General features: G+C 65.8%; 12 protein-coding genes and 4 tRNA genes. All 16 read right to left on the reverse strand.

What is annotated here, in order from left to right; genetic code table 11:
* Positions 1-21: 21 nt before the first annotated feature.
* A complete protein-coding gene (fusA, locus tag C9I47_RS12755; protein WP_111267081.1) occupies positions 22-2112 on the reverse strand; it encodes an elongation factor G in 2091 nt (696 codons plus the stop codon).
* Between the two features lie 146 nt (positions 2113-2258).
* The gene (gene rpsG / locus C9I47_RS12760) at positions 2259-2726 is read right to left on the reverse strand and encodes a 30S ribosomal protein S7 (RefSeq protein WP_111267082.1); all 468 of its coding nucleotides are present in this window, start codon (positions 2724-2726) and stop codon (positions 2259-2261) included.
* A 12-nt stretch (positions 2727-2738) separates the two neighbouring features.
* Complete coding sequence (gene rpsL / locus C9I47_RS12765; protein ID WP_111267083.1) at positions 2739-3113, reverse strand: 30S ribosomal protein S12; 375 nt, start codon at positions 3111-3113, stop codon at positions 2739-2741.
* 283 nt (positions 3114-3396) lie between these two features.
* Positions 3397-7617 (reverse strand): DNA-directed RNA polymerase subunit beta', encoded by a 4221-nt coding sequence (rpoC, locus tag C9I47_RS12770; protein WP_111267084.1) that lies wholly within the window; start codon positions 7615-7617, stop codon positions 3397-3399.
* 29 nt (positions 7618-7646) lie between these two features.
* Entirely contained in the window at positions 7647-11813 is a 4167-nt protein-coding gene (rpoB, locus tag C9I47_RS12775) for a DNA-directed RNA polymerase subunit beta (RefSeq protein WP_111267085.1), read from the reverse strand.
* A 304-nt stretch (positions 11814-12117) separates the two neighbouring features.
* Positions 12118-12495, reverse strand: a complete 378-nt coding sequence (gene rplL, locus C9I47_RS12780) for a 50S ribosomal protein L7/L12 (RefSeq protein WP_111267086.1) — start codon at positions 12493-12495, stop codon at positions 12118-12120.
* Positions 12496-12564: 69 nt separating this feature from the next.
* Positions 12565-13089, reverse strand: a complete 525-nt coding sequence (gene rplJ, locus C9I47_RS12785; RefSeq protein ID WP_111267087.1) for a 50S ribosomal protein L10 — start codon at positions 13087-13089, stop codon at positions 12565-12567.
* Positions 13090-13439: 350 nt separating this feature from the next.
* Positions 13440-14138, reverse strand: coding sequence for a 50S ribosomal protein L1 (gene rplA / locus C9I47_RS12790; protein ID WP_111267088.1), 699 nt, complete (start codon positions 14136-14138; stop codon positions 13440-13442).
* 3 nt (positions 14139-14141) lie between these two features.
* Positions 14142-14570 carry a 50S ribosomal protein L11 gene (gene rplK / locus C9I47_RS12795; RefSeq protein ID WP_111267089.1) on the reverse strand — a complete coding sequence of 143 codons (429 nt, stop codon included), beginning with the start codon at positions 14568-14570 and terminating at the stop codon, positions 14142-14144.
* A 264-nt stretch (positions 14571-14834) separates the two neighbouring features.
* Positions 14835-15404 (reverse strand): transcription termination/antitermination protein NusG, encoded by a 570-nt coding sequence (gene nusG / locus C9I47_RS12800; protein ID WP_111267090.1) that lies wholly within the window; start codon positions 15402-15404, stop codon positions 14835-14837.
* Positions 15405-15408: 4 nt separating this feature from the next.
* Positions 15409-15786, reverse strand: coding sequence for a preprotein translocase subunit SecE (gene secE, locus C9I47_RS12805; RefSeq protein WP_111267091.1), 378 nt, complete (start codon positions 15784-15786; stop codon positions 15409-15411).
* Between the two features lie 39 nt (positions 15787-15825).
* Positions 15826-15901, reverse strand: a tRNA-Trp gene (locus C9I47_RS12810).
* 107 nt (positions 15902-16008) lie between these two features.
* On the reverse strand, positions 16009-17199 hold the full coding sequence (gene tuf / locus C9I47_RS12815; RefSeq protein ID WP_111267080.1) for an elongation factor Tu: 1191 nt from the start codon (positions 17197-17199) through the stop codon (positions 16009-16011).
* Positions 17200-17270: 71 nt separating this feature from the next.
* Positions 17271-17346 (reverse strand) — tRNA-Thr (locus tag C9I47_RS12820).
* A 32-nt stretch (positions 17347-17378) separates the two neighbouring features.
* Positions 17379-17452: transfer RNA gene (locus C9I47_RS12825), tRNA-Gly, on the reverse strand.
* Between the two features lie 240 nt (positions 17453-17692).
* Positions 17693-17778, reverse strand: a tRNA-Tyr gene (locus tag C9I47_RS12830).
* Positions 17779-17948 lie beyond the last annotated feature (170 nt).

Raw genomic sequence — 17948 nt, forward strand, 5'->3', positions numbered from 1 at the left:
GCCGGCCGTAGCCGGCACGACTCAGTTCTTCTTGCTCGCGGCTTCGGCGATGTTGGCCGGCGCCTCGGCGTAATGGTCGAATTCCATCGTGAATGTCGCGCGGCCCTGCGACATCGAGCGCAGGGTGGTCGCGTAACCGAACATCTCGCCCAGCGGAATCTTGGCGTTGATGATCTTGCCCGACGGGCTGTCGTCCTGGCCTTCCAGCATGCCGCGACGACGGCTCACGTCGCCCATCACGTCGCCGAGGTACTCCTCGGGGGTGACGATCTCGACCTTCATCATCGGCTCCAGCAGGACCGGGCTGGCCTTCATGAAGCCTTCCTTGAACGCCATCGAGCCGGCGATCTTGAACGCCATTTCCGAGGAGTCGACCTCGTGGTACGAACCATCGACGAGCTTGATCTTGACGTCGACGACCGGGTAGCCGGCGAGCACGCCGTTGGCGGCGGCCTCCTGGATGCCCTTGTCGACCGCCGGGATGTACTCCTTCGGCACGACGCCGCCGACGATGGCGTTGTCGAACACGTAACCGCCGCCCTGCTCGTTCGGCTCCATCTCGAGCCAGACGTGGCCGAACTGGCCCTTACCGCCGGACTGACGGACGAACTTGCCCTCGACCTTGATCGGCTTGCGGATGGTCTCGCGGTACGCGACCTGCGGCTTGCCGACATTGGCCTCGACGTTGAACTCGCGCTTCATGCGGTCGACCAGGATGTCCAGGTGCAGCTCGCCCATGCCGGCGATGATGGTCTGACCGGATTCCTCGTCGGTGCGCACGCGGAAGGACGGATCCTCCTGCGCCAGGCGGCCCAGGGCGATGCCCATCTTCTCCTGGTCCGACTTGGTCTTCGGCTCGACCGCCATCGAGATCACCGGCTCCGGGAAGGTCATCCGCTCGAGGGTGATCACGTTGTCCTGGGCGCACAGGGTGTCACCGGTGGTGACGTCCTTCAGGCCCACGGCCGCGGCGATGTCGCCGGCGCGGACTTCCTTGATCTCCTCGCGGTTGTTGGAGTGCATCTGCAGGATGCGGCCCACGCGCTCCTTCTTCGACTTGACCGGGTTGTAGACCTGGTCGCCGGAGTTGAGCACGCCCGAATAGACGCGGAAGAAGGTCAGCGAGCCCACGAACGGGTCGGTCATGATCTTGAACGCCAGCGCCGAGAACGGCGCCTTGTCGTCGGCCGGACGGGTCGCTTCCTTCTCGTCCTCGTCGACGCCCTGCACCGCCGGCACGTCGACCGGCGACGGCAGCAGCTGGATCACGCCGTCGAGCATGGCCTGCACGCCCTTGTTCTTGAACGCGGTGCCGCAGAAGACCGGCACGATCTCGACCTTCAGGGTGCGCTGGCGCAGGCCCGACAGGATATCGGCCTCGGACAGGTCGCCGTCATTGAGGTACTTGTCCATCAGCTCTTCGCTGGCCTCGGCCGCGGCCTCGACCATGAAGCTGCGGGCCTCGGCGCACTTGTCGGCGAGGTCGGCCGGGATGTCGCGGTACTCGAACACGGTGCCCTGGGAGGCGGCGTCCCAATGGATCGCCTTCATCTTGACCAGGTCGATCACGCCCTCGAAGTTGTCCTCGGCGCCGACCGGCACCTGCATCGGCACCGGGTAGGCGCCCAGGCGGGTCTTCAGCTGTTCGACGACCTTCTCGAAGTTCGCGCCGGTACGGTCCATCTTGTTGACGAACGCCATCCGCGGCACGCGGTACTTGTTGGCCTGGCGCCACACGGTCTCGGACTGCGGCTGCACGCCACCGACCGCGCACAGCACGAACACCGCACCGTCGAGCACGCGCAGCGAACGCTCCACCTCGATGGTGAAGTCGACGTGGCCCGGGGTGTCGATGATGTTCAGGCGGTGCTGCGGCATCGACTTGTCCATGCCCGTCCAGAACGCCGTGGTGGCGGCGGACGTGATGGTGATGCCGCGCTCCTGCTCCTGCTCCATCCAGTCCATCACGGCGGCGCCGTCGTGGACTTCGCCGATCTTGTGGCTGACACCGGTGTAGAACAGGATGCGCTCTGACGTGGTGGTCTTGCCGGCATCGATGTGGGCCATGATGCCGAAGTTGCGGTAACGCTCGATGGGAGTGGTGCGAGCCACGGGACCCTCTCGTAAGTTTTCGAATTCCAGATGGCCGGACGCCGCCTGACGGCGGCATCCGGTTCGTAAGGCGGCGTTGTCGTCGCCGTGGCGGCCGCAAGGTCGCCTTCAGACGCCTCCGCGGTGACCCGCGAAGGTTGCCCGGATCACCAGCGGTAGTGCGCGAACGCCTTGTTGGCTTCGGCCATACGGTGGGTTTCCTCACGCTTCTTGATCGCACCGCCGCGGTTCTCGGAGGCGTCGATCAGCTCGGCGGCCAGCTTGCGCGGCATGCTGTTCTCGCCGCGCTTGCGGGCGGACTCGATCAGCCAGCGCATCGCCAGCGCCATGCGGCGCGACGCGCGGACCTCGACGGGGACCTGGTAGGTGGCGCCGCCGACGCGGCGGGACTTCACCTCGACGGCCGGGGACACGTTGCCCAGGGCCTTCTCGACCAGCTCCAGCGGAGCGTCGTTCTTCTCGCCGATGACGTCCATGGCGCCATAGACGATCTTCTCGGCGACCGACTTCTTGCCGCTCTTCATGACCATGTTGATGAAACGCGCGATCGTCTCGCTGCCGTGCTTGGGATCAGGCAGGACGGAACGCTGCGGGGCGGAACCTTTACGCGACATGGATCAAATTCCTCAGGACTTCGGGCGCTTGGCGCCGTACTTGGAGCGACGCTGGCGACGCTTGGCGACGCCGGCGGCGTCGAGCGAGCCACGCACGGTGTGGTAGCGCACGCCGGGCAGATCCTTGACGCGGCCGCCGCGGATCAGGACCACCGAGTGCTCCTGCAGGTTGTGGCCCTCGCCGCCGATGTACGAGATGACCTCGTAACCGTTGGTCAGACGAACCTTGGCCACCTTGCGCATCGCCGAGTTCGGCTTCTTCGGGGTGGTGGTGTAGACGCGGGTGCAGACGCCGCGACGCTGCGGGCAATTGGCCAGCGCCGGCGAGGCGCTCTTGTAGGTAGCGGCCTGCCGCGGCTTGCGGACCAGCTGATTGATCGTTGCCATCAGGAACTCTTTGCTGGGAGGGCGGGCCCGATTCAACCAGGCAACACCCCGACGTGAAAACGAACGGCAAGCCGGGACACTCCCAGCTCACCGAGACGGAAAAGTATAGCCTGCGTTTGACGATACCGTCAACGCATGACCAACAACCACCCCGGAACCTGCGGACAGGTTCCGGGGCGATGGTGCTGCGATCCCGCCCTCCCTGGGCCGAACACGAGGCGCTCCCTGCGCCTCATTTCGTGATCTGGGGCGCCCCCGTGGGGGCGCGGTTACCGCTGTGCGCTCAGGAAGCGCTGGACTCCTCGCCGGACTCGGCGACTTCGTCCACGACCTCGGCCACGACCGGCGCGGCCAGGGTCTCCATCTCGGACTCGGTGAGACCGGTGGCGCCGCGGCGACGCTGCGTATGGTACGCCAGACCGGTGCCCGCTGGAATCAGGCGGCCGACGATGACGTTCTCCTTCAGGCCACGCAGGCTGTCGCGGGTGCCGCGAACGGCCGCCTCGGTCAGCACACGGGTGGTCTCCTGGAACGACGCCGCCGAGATGAACGACTCGGTCGCCAGCGAGGCCTTGGTGATGCCCAGCAGGACCGGATCGTACTGGGCCAGGATCTCGTCCTTGCCGGCCAGGCGCGCATTCTCCTCGACCAGGCGCTGGCGCTCGACCTGCTCGCCATTGAGGAACTTGCTGTCGCCCTGGTCGGTGATCTCGACCTTGCGCAGCATCTGGCGAACGATCACCTCGATGTGCTTGTCGTTGATCTTCACGCCCTGCAGGCGGTAGACGTCCTGGATCTCCTTGGTCAGGTAGACCGCCAGCGGCTCGACACCCAGCAGGCGCAGGATGTCCTGCGGGCTCGGCTCGCCGTCCACCACGGTCTCGCCCTTCTCCACGTGCTCGCCTTCGAACACGATGATCTGGCGGTACTTCGGAATCAGCTCCTCGTGCTCGCTGCCGTCCGCATCCTTGATGATCAGACGCTGCTTGCCCTTGGTGTCCTTGCCGAAGCTGACCACGCCCGAACGCTCGGCCAGGATCGCCGGATCCTTGGGCTTGCGCGCCTCGAACAGGTCGGCCACGCGCGGCAGACCACCGGTGATGTCGCGGGTCTTGGACGCTTCCTGCGGGATCTTGGCGACCACGTCACCCACGCCGACGGCGTCGCCGTCCTGCAGGTTGACGACCGAGCGCGGCGGCAGCAGGTACTGCGCCGGCAGGTCGGTGCCCGGGATGCTCAGGTCGTTGCCCTTCTTGTCGACGATGCGGACCAGCGGACGCAGGTCCTTGCCGGCAGAGCCGCGACGCTTCGGATCGGTGATCTCGCGCGAGGCCAGACCGGTCAGCTCGTCGGTCTTCTCGATCACGGTGACGCCGTCGACGAAGTCGACGAAGCGCACGAAACCGGCGACTTCCGAGACGATCGGGTGGTTGTGCGGATCCCAGTTCGCGACCTGCTGGCCGGCCTTGACCGCGCCGCCGTCGTCGACCGACACGTTCGCGCCATAGGGCAGCTTGTAGCGCTCGCGCTCGCGGCCGTGGCTGTCGAGGATCGACAGTTCGCCCGAACGCGACACCGCGACCAGGTGGCCGTTGGCGTGCTTGACGTGCTTGAGGTTGTTGAACTTGATCGAACCGGTGGTCTTGACCGTCACGTTGTCGATCGCCGCCGCACGCGAAGCCGCACCACCGATGTGGAAGGTACGCATGGTCAGCTGCGTGCCCGGCTCGCCGATCGACTGCGCGGCGACGACGCCGACCGCCTCGCCGTGGTTGACCAGGTGGCCGCGGGCCAGATCGCGCCCGTAGCAGTGCGCGCAGACGCCGAACGCGGATTCGCAGGTGATGGTCGAACGGACCTTGATCGCCTGCACGCCGGCCTCTTCCAGCTTCTGCACCCAGGCCTCGTCGAGCAGGGTGTTGCGGGTGACGATCGGCTCCTCGTCGTCGCCCGGCAGGAACACGTCCTCGGCCACGATGCGGCCCAGCACGCGCTCGCGCAGCGGCTCGACCACGTCGCCGCCTTCGACGATCGGGGTCATGGTCAGACCGGCCAGGGTGCCGCAGTCGTCCTCGGTGATCACCACGTCCTGGGCCACGTCGACCAGACGGCGGGTCAGGTAACCCGAGTTCGCCGTCTTCAGCGCGGTATCGGCCAGACCCTTACGGGCACCGTGGGTGGAGTTGAAGTACTCCTGCACGTTCAGCCCTTCGCGGAAGTTCGCCTTGATCGGGGTCTCGATGATCGAGCCGTCCGGACGCGCCATCAGGCCGCGCATGCCGGCCAGCTGACGGATCTGCGCCTGCGAACCACGCGCGCCGGAGTCGGCCATGATGTACAGCGAGTTCATCGACTTCTGGGCGACGGTCTCGCCCTTGGCGTTGGCCACCTTGTCGGTGCCGATCGCGTCCATCATCGCCTTGGCGATGCGCTCGTTGGTGCGCGACCAGATGTCGACGACCTTGTTGTAGCGCTCGCCGGCGGTGACCAGACCCGACTGGTACTGCTCCTGGATCTCCAGCACCTCGCCCTCGGCCTCGCCGAGGATGTCCTTCTTCTCGTCCGGGATCACCATGTCGTCGATGCCGATCGAGACGCCGGCGCGGGTCGCGTAGGCGAAGCCGGTGTACATCAGCTTGTCGGCGAACACCACGGTGTCCTTCAGGCCGAGCATGCGGTAGCAGGAGTTGATCAGGCGACTGATGTTCTTCTTGACCAGCTCGGTGTTGGCCAGCTCGAACGGCAGGCCGTCGGGCAGGATCTCGTGCAGCAGCGCACGGCCGACGGTGGTGTCGACCACCGAGGTCACCTTCTCGCGGTTGCCCAGCTCGTCGATCACGGTCTGGGTCAGACGCACCTTGACCTTGGCGTGCAGCTCGACGACGCGGTTGTCGTACGCGCGCTTCACCTCGGCGACGTTGGCGAACACCATGCCCTCGCCCTTCTTGTTCTCCAGGGCGCGGGTCATGTAGTACAGGCCGAGCACGACGTCCTGCGACGGCACGATGATCGGCTCGCCGTTCGCTGGCGACAGGATGTTGTTCGACGACATCATCAGCGCACGCGCTTCCAGCTGGGCCTCCAGGCTCAGCGGGACGTGCACGGCCATCTGGTCACCGTCGAAGTCGGCGTTGAACGCGGTGCAGACCAGCGGGTGCAGCTGGATCGCCTTGCCCTCGATCAGCACCGGCTCGAACGCCTGGATGCCGAGACGGTGCAGGGTCGGCGCGCGGTTCAGCAGCACCGGATGCTCGCGGATCACCTCTTCGAGGATGTCCCACACCTCGGCCTCTTCGCGCTCGACCAGCTTCTTGGCCGCCTTGATCGTCGTGGCCAGGCCACGGCGCTGCAGCTTGGCGAAGATGAACGGCTTGAACAGCTCCAGCGCCATCTTCTTCGGCAGGCCGCACTGGTGCAGCTTCAGGTACGGGCCGACCACGATGACCGAACGGCCGGAGTAGTCGACGCGCTTGCCGAGCAGGTTCTGGCGGAAGCGGCCCTGCTTGCCCTTGATCATGTCGGCCAGCGACTTGAGCGGGCGCTTGTTGGTGCCGGTGATGGCGCGGCCGCGGCGGCCGTTGTCCATCAGCGCATCCACCGACTCCTGCAGCATGCGCTTCTCGTTGCGCACGATGATGTCGGGCGCGTTGAGCTCGAGCAGGCGACGCAGGCGGTTGTTGCGGTTGATCACGCGGCGGTACAGGTCGTTCAGATCGGAGGTCGCGAAGCGGCCGCCGTCCAGCGGGACCAGCGGACGCAGGTCCGGCGGCAGCACCGGCAGCACGGTCATGACCATCCATTCCGGACGGTTGCCGGACTCCAGGAACGCCTCGATCAGCTTGATCCGCTTGGTCAGACGCTTGAGCTTGGTCTCCGAACCGGTCGCGGCGACGTCTTCCTTCAGCTGCAGCATCTCGGCCTGCAGGTCGATCGTGCGCAGCAGGTCGTAGACCGCCTCGGCGCCCATCGCGGCCTCGAAGTCGTCGCCATGCTCCTGGCGCGCCTGCATGTACTGCTCCTCGGTGAGCAGCATGCCGCGTTCCATCGGCGTCAGGCCCGGCTCGGTGACCACGAAGGCCTCGAAGTACAGGATGCGCTCGATGTCGCGCAGGGTCATGTCGAGCATCAGGCCGATGCGCGACGGCAGCGACTTCAGGAACCAGATGTGCGCGACCGGGCTGGCCAGGTCGATGTGGCCCATGCGCTCGCGGCGGACCTTGGCCAGGGTGACCTCGGTGCCGCACTTCTCGCAGACCACGCCACGGTGCTTCATGCGCTTGTACTTGCCGCACAGGCACTCGTAGTCCTTGACCGGTCCGAAGATCGCGGCGCAGAACAGGCCGTCACGCTCCGGCTTGAAGGTGCGGTAGTTGATCGTCTCGGGCTTCTTGACCTCGCCGAACGACCACGAACGGATCAGGTCGGGCGACGCCAACGCGATCTTGATCGCGTCGAAGTCGAGCGCCGGCCGCTGCTGGTTGAACAGGTTGAGCAAATCTTTCATCGGGATATCTCCTCAGGCGGCGGCAGCGATCAGTTTTCTTCCAGTTCCATGTTGATCGCGAGCGATCGGATTTCCTTCACCAGGACGTTGAAGGACTCCGGCATGCCGGCCACCATTTCGTATTCGCCGTCGACGATGTTCTTGTACATCTGGTTGCGGCCCTGCACGTCGTCGGACTTCACCGTCAGCATTTCCTGCAGGGTGTAGGCCGCGCCGTAGGCTTCCAGCGCCCAGACTTCCATCTCACCGAAGCGCTGGCCGCCGAACTGCGCCTTGCCGCCCAGCGGCTGCTGGGTGACGAGCGAGTACGGGCCGGTCGAGCGGGCGTGCATCTTGTCGTCGACCAGGTGGTTCAGCTTCAGCATGTGCATGTAGCCGACCGTGGTGTGACGATCGAACGCCTCGCCGGTGCGACCGTCGAACAGCTGGGTCTGGCCGCTGCTGGGCAGGTCGGCGAGCGCGAGCATCGTCTTGATCTCGGCCTCGGCGGCGCCGTCGAACACCGGGGTCGCCATCGGCACGCCGTCGGTGAGATTGCGCGCCAGGTTCAGCAGCTCCTCGTCGGAGAACTGGCCCAGGTCGACGCGTTCGCCGATCAGCTTGCCGTCGTGGTTGTAGATCTCGTCGAGGAACTTGCGCAGCTCGGCGATCTTGGCCTGCGCCTCGAGCATCGCCTGGATCTTGCGGCCCAGGCCCTTGGCGGCCCATCCCAGGTGGGTCTCGAGGATCTGGCCGATGTTCATGCGGCTCGGCACGCCCAGCGGGTTGAGGACGATGTCCACCGACTCGCCGGTGGCCATGTACGGCATGTCCTCGACCGGCACGATGGTCGACACGACACCCTTGTTGCCGTGACGGCCGGCCATCTTGTCGCCCGGCTGGATGCGGCGCTTCACCGCCAGGAACACCTTGACCATCTTCAGCACGCCCGGGGCGAGATCGTCGCCCTGGGTGATCTTGGCGCGCTTGTCGGCGAAACGGCGCTCGAACTCCTTCTCGTGGACCTCGATCTGCTTCTGCGCGCGCTCGATCGCCTCGACCGCTTCCTCGTCCTTCATGCGCAGGCCGAACCAGTCCTTCTTGGCCAGGCCGTCCAGCACCAGGCTGGTGACGGTGTCGCCCTTCTTCAGGCCCGGGCCGCCGTTGGCGACCCTGCCGATCAGCTGGCCGCGCAGACGCGCGTAGATCGCGCTCTCCAGGATCCGGAACTGATCGTCGAAGTCCTTCTTGACGCGGCGGATCTCGGTGTCCTCGATCAGCTTGGCGCGCTTGTCCTTCTCGATGCCGTCGCGGGTGAAGACCTGCACGTCGATGACGGTGCCGTCCATGCCCGGCGGCACGCGCAGCGAGCTGTCCTTAACGTCGGACGCCTTCTCGCCGAAGATCGCGCGCAGCAGCTTCTCTTCCGGGGTCAGCTGGCTCTCGCCCTTCGGCGTGACCTTGCCGACCAGGATGTCGCCGGCACGCACCTCGGCGCCGATGTAGACCACGCCCGACTCGTCGAGACGGTTGAGCGCGCTCTCGGAGACGTTCGGGATGTCGGCGGAGATCTCCTCCGGACCCAGCTTGGTGTCGCGGGCGACGCAGGTCAGCTCCTCGATGTGGATCGTGGTGTAGCGATCCTCCTCGACCACGCGCTCGGAGAGCAGGATCGAGTCCTCGAAGTTGTAGCCGTTCCACGGCATGAACGCGACCAGCATGTTCTGGCCCAGGGCCAGCTCGCCGATGTCGGTCGAGGGACCGTCGGCCAGCACGTCGCCGCGCGCGATCACGTCGCCCACGCTGACCAGCGGGCGCTGGTTGATGCAGGTGTTCTGGTTCGAGCGGGTGTACTTGATCAGGCTGTAGATGTCGACGCCGGCATCGGTCTCGCCGGAGATCTCCTCCTCGTTGACCTTGACCACGATGCGACCGGCGTCGATCTGCTCGATCACGCCGCCGCGCCGCGCGTTCACGGTCACGCCCGAGTCGCGCGCCACCGCGCGCTCGATACCGGTACCGACCAGCGGCTTCTGCGCGCGCAGCGTCGGCACCGCCTGGCGCTGCATGTTCGCGCCCATCAGTGCGCGGTTGGCGTCATCGTGCTCCAGGAACGGCACCAGCGCCGCCGCGACCGACACGGTCTGCATCGGCGAGACGTCCATGTAGTCGACCTCGCTCGGCGGCTTGAGCAGCGACTCGCCGGCGTGGCGGCAGGCGACGAACTGGGCGACAAGCCTGCCCTTCTCGTCCTGCTCGGCGTTGGCCTGGGCGATGACGTACTCGTTCTCCTCGATCGCCGACAGGTACTCGATCTCGTCGGTGACCTTGCCGTCGATGACCTTGCGGTACGGGGTCTCGAGGAAACCGTACTTGTTGGTGCGGGCGAACACCGCCAGCGAGTTGATCAGGCCGATGTTCGGGCCTTCCGGGGTCTCGATGGTGCAGACGCGGCCGTAATGGGTCGGGTGCACGTCGCGCACCTCGAAGCCGGCGCGCTCGCGGGTCAGGCCGCCCGGGCCCAGCGCCGAGACGCGGCGCTTGTGGGTGACCTCCGACAGCGGGTTGTTCTGGTCCATGAACTGCGACAGCTGCGAGGAACCGAAGAACTCCTTGATCGCGGCGGCGACAGGCTTGGCGTTGATCAGCTCCTGCGGAGTCAGGCCCTCGGACTCGGCCATCGACAGGCGCTCCTTGACCGCGCGCTCGACGCGGACCAGGCCCACGCGGAACACGTTCTCGGCCATCTCGCCGACCGAACGCACGCGGCGGTTGCCGAGGTGATCGATGTCGTCGACGATGCCGCGGCCGTTGCGGATCTCGGTCAGGACCTTGATCACGTCCAGGATGTCGGACGAGTCGCCGCACTCCTCGACCAGGCGCTTGGACTCCTCGTCCTTGCGGTCGGCGTAGTACTTGGCGTCGTACAGGACCGAGGCGCCGACGGTCTCCTTGCGGCCGATCCGGCGGTTGAACTTCATCCGGCCCACGGCCGACAGGTCGTAGCGCTCGAAGGTGAAGAACAGGTTGTGGAACAGGTTCTGCGCCGCGTCCTTGGTCGGCGGCTCGCCCGGACGCATCATGCGGTAGATCTCGACCAGCGCCTCGAGCTGGGTCTTGGTCGGATCGATGCGCAGGGTGTTGGAGATGTACGGGCCGCGATCGAGGTCGTTGACCCAGATCGTGCCGACGCTCTCGATGCCGGCCTTGCGGAACAGCTCCAGCTGCTCCTCGGTGATCTCGTCGTTGGCCGAGGCGATCAGCTCGCCGGTCGCGGTGTCGATCACGTCGTGCGAAAGAATGCGGCCGACCAGGTAGGCGTCGGGCACGGCCAGCGCCTCGATGCCGGAGGCCTCGAGCTGCTTGACGTGACGCGCGGTGATGCGGCGGCCGGCCTCGACGATCACGTTGTCGCCGTCGGCCAGGTCGAAGTCCAGGGTCTCGCCGCGCAGACGCTCGGGCACCAGCTCGAGCTGGACGCCTTCGCTGGGGTCGACGTGGAAGGTGTTGACCTCGAAGAACTCGGCCAGCATCTCCTCGTTGCTGTAGCCCAGGGCGCGCAGCAGGATGGTGACCGGCAGCTTGCGGCGGCGGTCGATACGGGTGAACAGGCCATCCTTCGGGTCGAACTCGAAGTCGAGCCAGGAACCGCGGTAGGGGATGATGCGGGCGCTGTACAGCAGCTTGCCCGAGCTGTGGGTCTTGCCGCGGTCGTGGTCGAAGAACACGCCCGGCGAACGGTGCAGCTGCGAGACGATGACGCGCTCGGTGCCGTTGACGATGAAGGTGCCGTTGTCGGTCATGAGCGGAATCTCGCCCATGTAGACCTCCTGCTCCTTCACGTACTTGATCGCCTTGGTCGACGACTCGCGGTCGTAGATCACCAGGCGCACGGTCACGCGCAGCGGCGCGCCGTAGCTCAGGCCGCGGTTACGGCATTCGCGCTCGTCGAACGGCGGATCGCCGAGCTTGTAGCCCACGTATTCCAGCGCGGCGTTGCCGCTGTAGCTGGCGATCGGAAACACCGACTTCAGGGCGGCATGCAGGCCGCGGTCCTCGCGCTTGGCCCAATCGGTGTGCTCCTGCAGGAACTCGCGATACGAGTCGACCTGGATCGCCAGCAGGAACGGCACCTCGAGGATGGACTTGCGCTTGCCGAAATCCTTTCGGATGCGCTTCTTCTCGGTGAACGAATACGACGTAGAAGCTGTGGTCATGGTGAGCTACCGCCTCGACTTTTCAGCGGACCGCGCGTCCGCGGCCCTGGGGGAAGTGGTTTCGTCGGACTCCGTCGCGCGGAGACCCGATGGAATCGCCAGTTGGAAGTCGCTGGTATTGCCGGCACCAGCACGCCCTCTCCCGCTACTTCCAACTGCCAACTCGGCCTGGAGCCGGAACACCCGCGATCAACGATCGGATCGGAGACGCGGATTCCCGGCCTTGCAACAACGGCCAAAGGCCGGGGGCTTTCGCCCCCAGCCTTGGGTGGTCGCCAGTTGTGGCCGGCGACGCAAGTACTGCTTACTTCAGCTCGGCGCTGGCGCCGGCGGCCTCGAGATCCTTCTTGATCTTCTCGGCGTCGTCCTTGGACAGGCCTTCCTTGATCTCCTTCGGGGCGCCTTCGACCATGTCCTTGGCTTCCTTCAGGCCCAGGCCGGTGACGGCGCGGACGACCTTGATGACCTCGACCTTCTTGTCGCCGGCGGCCTTCAGCACGACGGTGAACTCGGTCTGCTCCTCGGCGGCGGCGGCGCCGCCAGCGGCCGGGGCGGCGGCAACGGCAACCGGAGCGGCAGCCGACACGCCGAACTTCTCTTCCATCGCCTTCACCAGCTCCATCACCTCGACGAGGGTCTTGCCGGCGATCGCTTCGATGATCTGCTCGTTGGACAGGGACATTGTGTTTACCTCAGATAAATAGTTTGGAAACGACTTGGGTTCCGGAAATTCGAAACCGAACTGGGTGGCTTAGGCCGCCTTCGCCTGGCCGGCCGCGTTGATGACGCGGGTGACCTGCGAGGCCGGTTCGCTGAGCAAGCGGACCAGCTGGGTGGCGGGCTGGACCATGACGCTGAGCAGCATCGACAGCGCTTCATCACGGGTCGGCAGCGAAGCCAGGACATCCACGTGGGTGCCCGGGTACTTCTGCCCGCCGATCGCGACGATGCGCGGCTTCAGCTTGTCGTTCGCCTTGGCGAACTCCTTGATCAGACGTCCGGCCGCACCGGGGTCTTCCTGCGAGAAGGCGTACATCAGCGGACCGACCAGATCTTCCTGGACGACCGCATAGTCGGTGTTCTCCACCGCGCGCGAAACCAGCGTGTTCTTTGCAACCTTCAGGAACACGCCCTGTTCACGAGCCTTCTTGCGCAGATCGGTCAACTGACCTGCACTGAGACCCAGGTACTCAGAAGCGACCAGCGAGTGCGCCTTGGCGGCGACCTCGGCCAGTTCGGCAACGACTTCCTGCTTCTGTGTCAGATTGAGAGCCATTGCACTCCTCCGTACTTCAATTCCGCCCCGCGCAGAATCGCGCATGACGGTCCTCGGTCGGCATCGTTTGGCCCGATGCCGGGAACGCCGGGATGGCGTTCCGGGTGGTGGCCGTTTCCATGTTCCTTGGAGGGTCGGCAACCATCTACGCAGGCCCGGCCCCTTGGCGGAGCTGGATTAAGCGATCCCGCTTCCATCGATGGCGACTCCATGCCAATGGGACTCCCTGTCCGCCTTCGATGTGCGCTGACCGCGCCTGCGGTCTTTGACGGCTATCGCGCCGGCCGGAGCCGTTGCGACGCCCTCAAAACTTGCCGCCGCCCCCAATCCCGGGGGCGGCGTTGGATCGATTACTTCAGCGACAGCGACGACTGGTCGACGGAAACGCCGGGGCCCATCGTCGAGCTGATCGAGATCTTCTGCAGGTACTGGCCCTTGGCGGTCGCCGGCTTGGCCTTGATCAGGTCGGCCAGCAGCGCCTCCAGGTTGCCCTTCAGCGAACCGTCGTCGAAATCGGCCTTGCCGATCGTGCAGTGAATGATGCCGGCCTTGTCGGTGCGGTAACGGACCTGGCCGCCCTTGGCGTTCTTCACCGCCTCGCCCGGGTTCGGGGACACGGTGCCGACCTTCGGGTTCGGCATCAGGCCACGCGGGCCCAGCACCTGACCCAGCTTGCCGACGACGCGCATGGCGTCCGGGGTCGCGATCACGACGTCGTAGTTCAGGTCACCGGCCTGCATCTTCTCGGCCAGGTCATCCATGCCGACCACGTCGGCACCGGCGGCCAGGGCCTCCTCGGCCTTGGCGCCCGCCGGGGCGAACACGGCAACGCGCACGCTCTTGCCGGTACCGGCCGGCAGCACGGTCGAACCGCGGACCTGCTGGTCGGACTTCTTCGCATCCACGCCCAGGCGCACGGCGACGTCGACGGACTCGACGAACTTGGCCTTGGTCGCGGTCTTGATGATCTTGATGGCTTCGTCGAAGGCGTAGCTCTTGCCCGGGACGACAGCGGCCTTGATGGCCTTCTCACGCTTGGTCATTGCCATGTCTTAACCCTCCACCACCAGGCCCATGGAGCGGGCGGAACCCGCGATCGTGCGGACGGCGGCGTCCAGGTCGGCCGCGGTCAGGTCCGGCTCCTTCGCCTTGGCGATCTCCTCGAGCTGGGCGCGGGTGACCTTGCCCACCTTCTCGGTGTTCGGGCGCTTGGAGCCCGACTGGATGCCGACGGCCTTCTTCAGCAGGATCGACGCCGGCGGCGTCTTGGTGATGAAGGTGAAGGTGCGGTCGGAGTAGGCGGTGATCACGGTCGGAATCGGGAGACCCGGCTCCATCTTCTGCGTGGCGGCGTTGAACGCCTTGCAGAACTCCATGATGTTCAGGCCGCGCTGACCGAGGGCCGGGCCCACCGGCGGCGACGGGTTGGCCTGACCGGCCTTGACCTGCAGCTTGATATAGCCGATTACTTTCTTTGCCATTGCTTTGCTCTCCGGGTGCTAGCGCCTGGGTCTCAGGCTCCCCATCGGGCCGGGAGGATCGCGTGTCCCGGCTTCACGTTGAAATCTTCGCGCGGCGGCGCCCTGCCGAAGCGGGCGCCCGCCGGGCCGCCGACCGGGAACCCCGACACGCCGACGGCCGCCAGGACGGCGGCCGGAAGGGTCTTGGCTCGCACCGACGGTAGCGAGCCGGAAATAGTACCAGATTTCCAGGACAGATTGGAACCAGTCCGCCCCGGACCGGGTTCAGGCCTTTTCGACCTGCCCGAACTCCAGCTCGACCGGGGTCGAGCGGCCGAAGATCAGCACCGCGACGCGCAGGCGGCTCTTCTCGTAATTGATTTCCTCGACCACGCCGTTGAAGTCGTTGAACGGCCCGTCGATGACCCGGACCATCTCGCCGGCTTCGAACAGGACCTTCGGCTTGGGCTTGGCAACGCCTTCCTGAACGCGGTTCAGGATCGCGTCGGCCTCGTGGTCGGCGATCGGCAGCGGACGGTCGGCGGTGCCGCCGATGAAGCCCATGACCTTCGGGGTTTCCTTGATCAGGTGCCAGCACTCGCTGTCGATGCGCGGAATGCCGTTCTCGTCGTGGGTCGCGATCTGGACCAGCACATAGCCGGGAAAGAACTTGCGCTCGGAGCGGCGCTTCTGGCCGGAGCGCATCTCGATGACTTCCTCGGTCGGGACCAGGACGTCGCCGAAACGATCACCCATGTCGGCGCGCGCGATGCGGTCACGCAGCGCCTGGGCCACCGACTTCTCGAAACCCGAGTAGGCGTGGACCACGTACCAGCGCTTGTTGTTTTCCGTCATCTGCTCAGCGTCCCAAAATTGACTTGACCACAAACTGGATCACGAAGTCGAAGCCGGCCAGGATCAGGCTCAGCACGACCACGGCGATCATCACCACCCAGGTCGTGCGCAGGGCTTCCTGGCGGGTCGGCCAGACCACCTTGCGCAGCTCGAAGCGCGACTCGGCGAGGAACTCGCGGGTCTGCAGGCCCTTGGCGCTGGTGAAGAATACGACCAGACCGGCCAGCAGGCCGGCGACCACCAGCAAGGCCCTCAGCGGACCGGCCCACTGGTCGAACCAGATGTAACCGAACACGCCGGCCGCCACCAGGGCCACGGCCAGGACGTACTTGACGATATCGCCGGCACTGGCGCTGTTGTGTTGTTCGACCTTGCTGTTCATCCGGCTCTTCGCGGGTCCGGTTCCGGCCCCGTCATCCAGTGGCACGCCAGGAGGGACTCGAACCCCCAACCTGCGGTTTTGGAGACCGCTGCTCTGCCAATTGAGCTACTGGCGTACGTAAGAGAAATATCGGTTTTCCTGAGACGGCGACGGCGAGCCGTCGCCGGCTCGCCTGTCTGAACCGCCTGCGACGGGCGACCGCCTGGCGGCCGCCCCGTCATATTACTTGATGATCTTGGCGACGACGCCGGCGCCGACGGTGCGGCCGCCTTCGCGGATCGCGAAGCGCAGGCCCTCGTCCATCGCGACCGGGTTGATCAGCTGGACGTCCATCTTCACGTTGTCGCCCGGCATCACCATCTCGGTGCCTTCCGGCAGCGTCACCGCACCGGTGATGTCGGTGGTGCGGAAGTAGAACTGCGGACGGTAGCCCTTGAAGAACGGGGTGTGACGGCCGCCCTCGTCCTTCGACAGCACGTACACCTCGGCCTCGAAGTCGGTGTGCGGGGTGATCGAACCCGGCTTGGCCAGCACCTGGCCACGCTCGACCTCGTCACGCTTGGTGCCGCGCAGCAGCAGACCCGCGTTGTCGCCCGCCTGACCCTGGTCCAGCAGCTTGCGGAACATCTCCACACCCGTGACCGTGGTCTTGGTGGTCGGACGGATACCGACGATCTCGATTTCGTCGCCCACCTTGATGATGCCGCGCTCGATACGGCCGGTCACCACGGTGCCGCGACCCGAGATCGAGAACACGTCCTCGACCGGCATCAGGAAGCTCTTGTCGACGTCGCGCTCCGGCTCCGGAATGTAGCTGTCCAGCGCGTCCACCAGCGCCAGGATCGCCGGCACGCCGATCTCCGACTGGTCGCCTTCCAGCGCCTTCAGCGCCGAACCCTTGATGATCGGGGTGTCGTCGCCCGGGAAGTCGTACTTGCTCAGCAGCTCGCGCACTTCCATCTCGACCAGCTCGAGCAGCTCGGCGTCGTCGACCATGTCGGCCTTGTTCAGGAACACCACGATGTACGGCACGCCAACCTGACGCGCCAGCAGGATGTGCTCGCGGGTCTGCGGCATCGGGCCGTCAGCGGCCGAGCACACCAGGATCGCGCCGTCCATCTGCGCCGCACCCGTGATCATGTTCTTCACGTAGTCGGCGTGGCCCGGGCAATCCACGTGGGCGTAGTGACGGGTCGGGCTTTCGTACTCGACGTGCGCGGTCGAGATCGTGATGCCGCGCGCCTTCTCTTCCGGCGCCGCGTCGATCGAATCGTACGCCTTGAACTCGCCACCGAAACGCTCGGCGCCCACCTTCGTCAGCGCTGCCGTCAGCGTGGTCTTGCCGTGGTCAACGTGGCCGATCGTGCCGACGTTCACGTGCGGCTTGGTGCGCTCGAATTTACCTTTAGCCATGGCTATCGCTTCTCGCTCTTGACGGTTTACTGAGTGGAACTGCCGGGCAAACGGCCCAGTTCAAACGAATATGGTGCTCACGACTGGAATCGAACCAGCGACCTCCTCCTTACCAAGGAGGTGCTCTACCGACTGAGCTACGTGAGCAGGTTGTCGCAGCAGGTGGCGCGTTGCAGCAATGGAGCGGGAGACGGGAATCGAACCCGCACCATCAGCTTGGAAGGCTGAGGTTCTACCATTGAACTACTCCCGCGCCGGAAAACCTGCTTGGGTACCGCACCCTCGGCTGGTAAGGCCTTGGGGTCTTGCTTTTGAAGCTGGTGGAGGGAGGTGGATGGCCGCGGTCGCTGCGCGACCTTGACCCTCCGGGCCGCGCCTCTCGGCGCGCACGATGAAGCTGTCGCTTCATCGCCGAACCAGCGGTGGCTCTCACCCACCTCTCGCTCGCTCCGGCAACCTTCCTGCCGATTTTACTGCTACCACCTTGTGAAGCTGGTGGAGGGAGGTGGATTCGAACCACCGAAGGCGTAAGCCAGCAGATTTACAGTCTGCCCCCGTTGGCCGCTTGGGTATCCCTCCAAAAGAGCCCGCAATTTTGGCGCTCGTCTCCGAGCTTGTCAATGCATTTTTTGCGATCGGGACGACATTTCTTTGTCGCCGTCGCCGGCGCCCGATCTCGGACGCACGACACGCCCTGTCGTCGATGGCTGCCGCCCACGATTCCGGGGTGATGCGCCACCGACTCCACC

Origin of the sequence: Marilutibacter maris, assembly GCF_003233695.1 — a bacterium.
GTDB classification, from domain to species: Bacteria; Pseudomonadota; Gammaproteobacteria; order Xanthomonadales; family Xanthomonadaceae; genus Marilutibacter; species Marilutibacter maris.

What these genes read in the sequence shown, in the direction of transcription:
- rpsG (WP_111267082.1), bottom strand. Translation starts at nt 2,726, where the DNA reads ATGTCGCGTAAAGGTTCCGCCCCGCAGCGTTCCGTCCTGCCTGATCCC.
- rpsL (WP_111267083.1), bottom strand. Translation starts at nt 3,113, where the DNA reads ATGGCAACGATCAATCAGCTGGTCCGCAAGCCGCGGCAGGCCGCTACC.
- rpoC (WP_111267084.1), bottom strand. Translation starts at nt 7,617, where the DNA reads ATGAAAGATTTGCTCAACCTGTTCAACCAGCAGCGGCCGGCGCTCGAC.
- rpoB (WP_111267085.1), bottom strand. Translation starts at nt 11,813, where the DNA reads ATGACCACAGCTTCTACGTCGTATTCGTTCACCGAGAAGAAGCGCATC.
- rplL (WP_111267086.1), bottom strand. Translation starts at nt 12,495, where the DNA reads ATGTCCCTGTCCAACGAGCAGATCATCGAAGCGATCGCCGGCAAGACC.
- rplJ (WP_111267087.1), bottom strand. Translation starts at nt 13,089, where the DNA reads ATGGCTCTCAATCTGACACAGAAGCAGGAAGTCGTTGCCGAACTGGCC.
- rplA (WP_111267088.1), bottom strand. Translation starts at nt 14,138, where the DNA reads ATGGCAATGACCAAGCGTGAGAAGGCCATCAAGGCCGCTGTCGTCCCG.
- rplK (WP_111267089.1), bottom strand. Translation starts at nt 14,570, where the DNA reads ATGGCAAAGAAAGTAATCGGCTATATCAAGCTGCAGGTCAAGGCCGGT.
- nusG (WP_111267090.1), bottom strand. Translation starts at nt 15,404, where the DNA reads ATGACGGAAAACAACAAGCGCTGGTACGTGGTCCACGCCTACTCGGGT.
- secE (WP_111267091.1), bottom strand. Translation starts at nt 15,786, where the DNA reads ATGAACAGCAAGGTCGAACAACACAACAGCGCCAGTGCCGGCGATATC.
- tuf (WP_111267080.1), bottom strand. Translation starts at nt 17,199, where the DNA reads ATGGCTAAAGGTAAATTCGAGCGCACCAAGCCGCACGTGAACGTCGGC.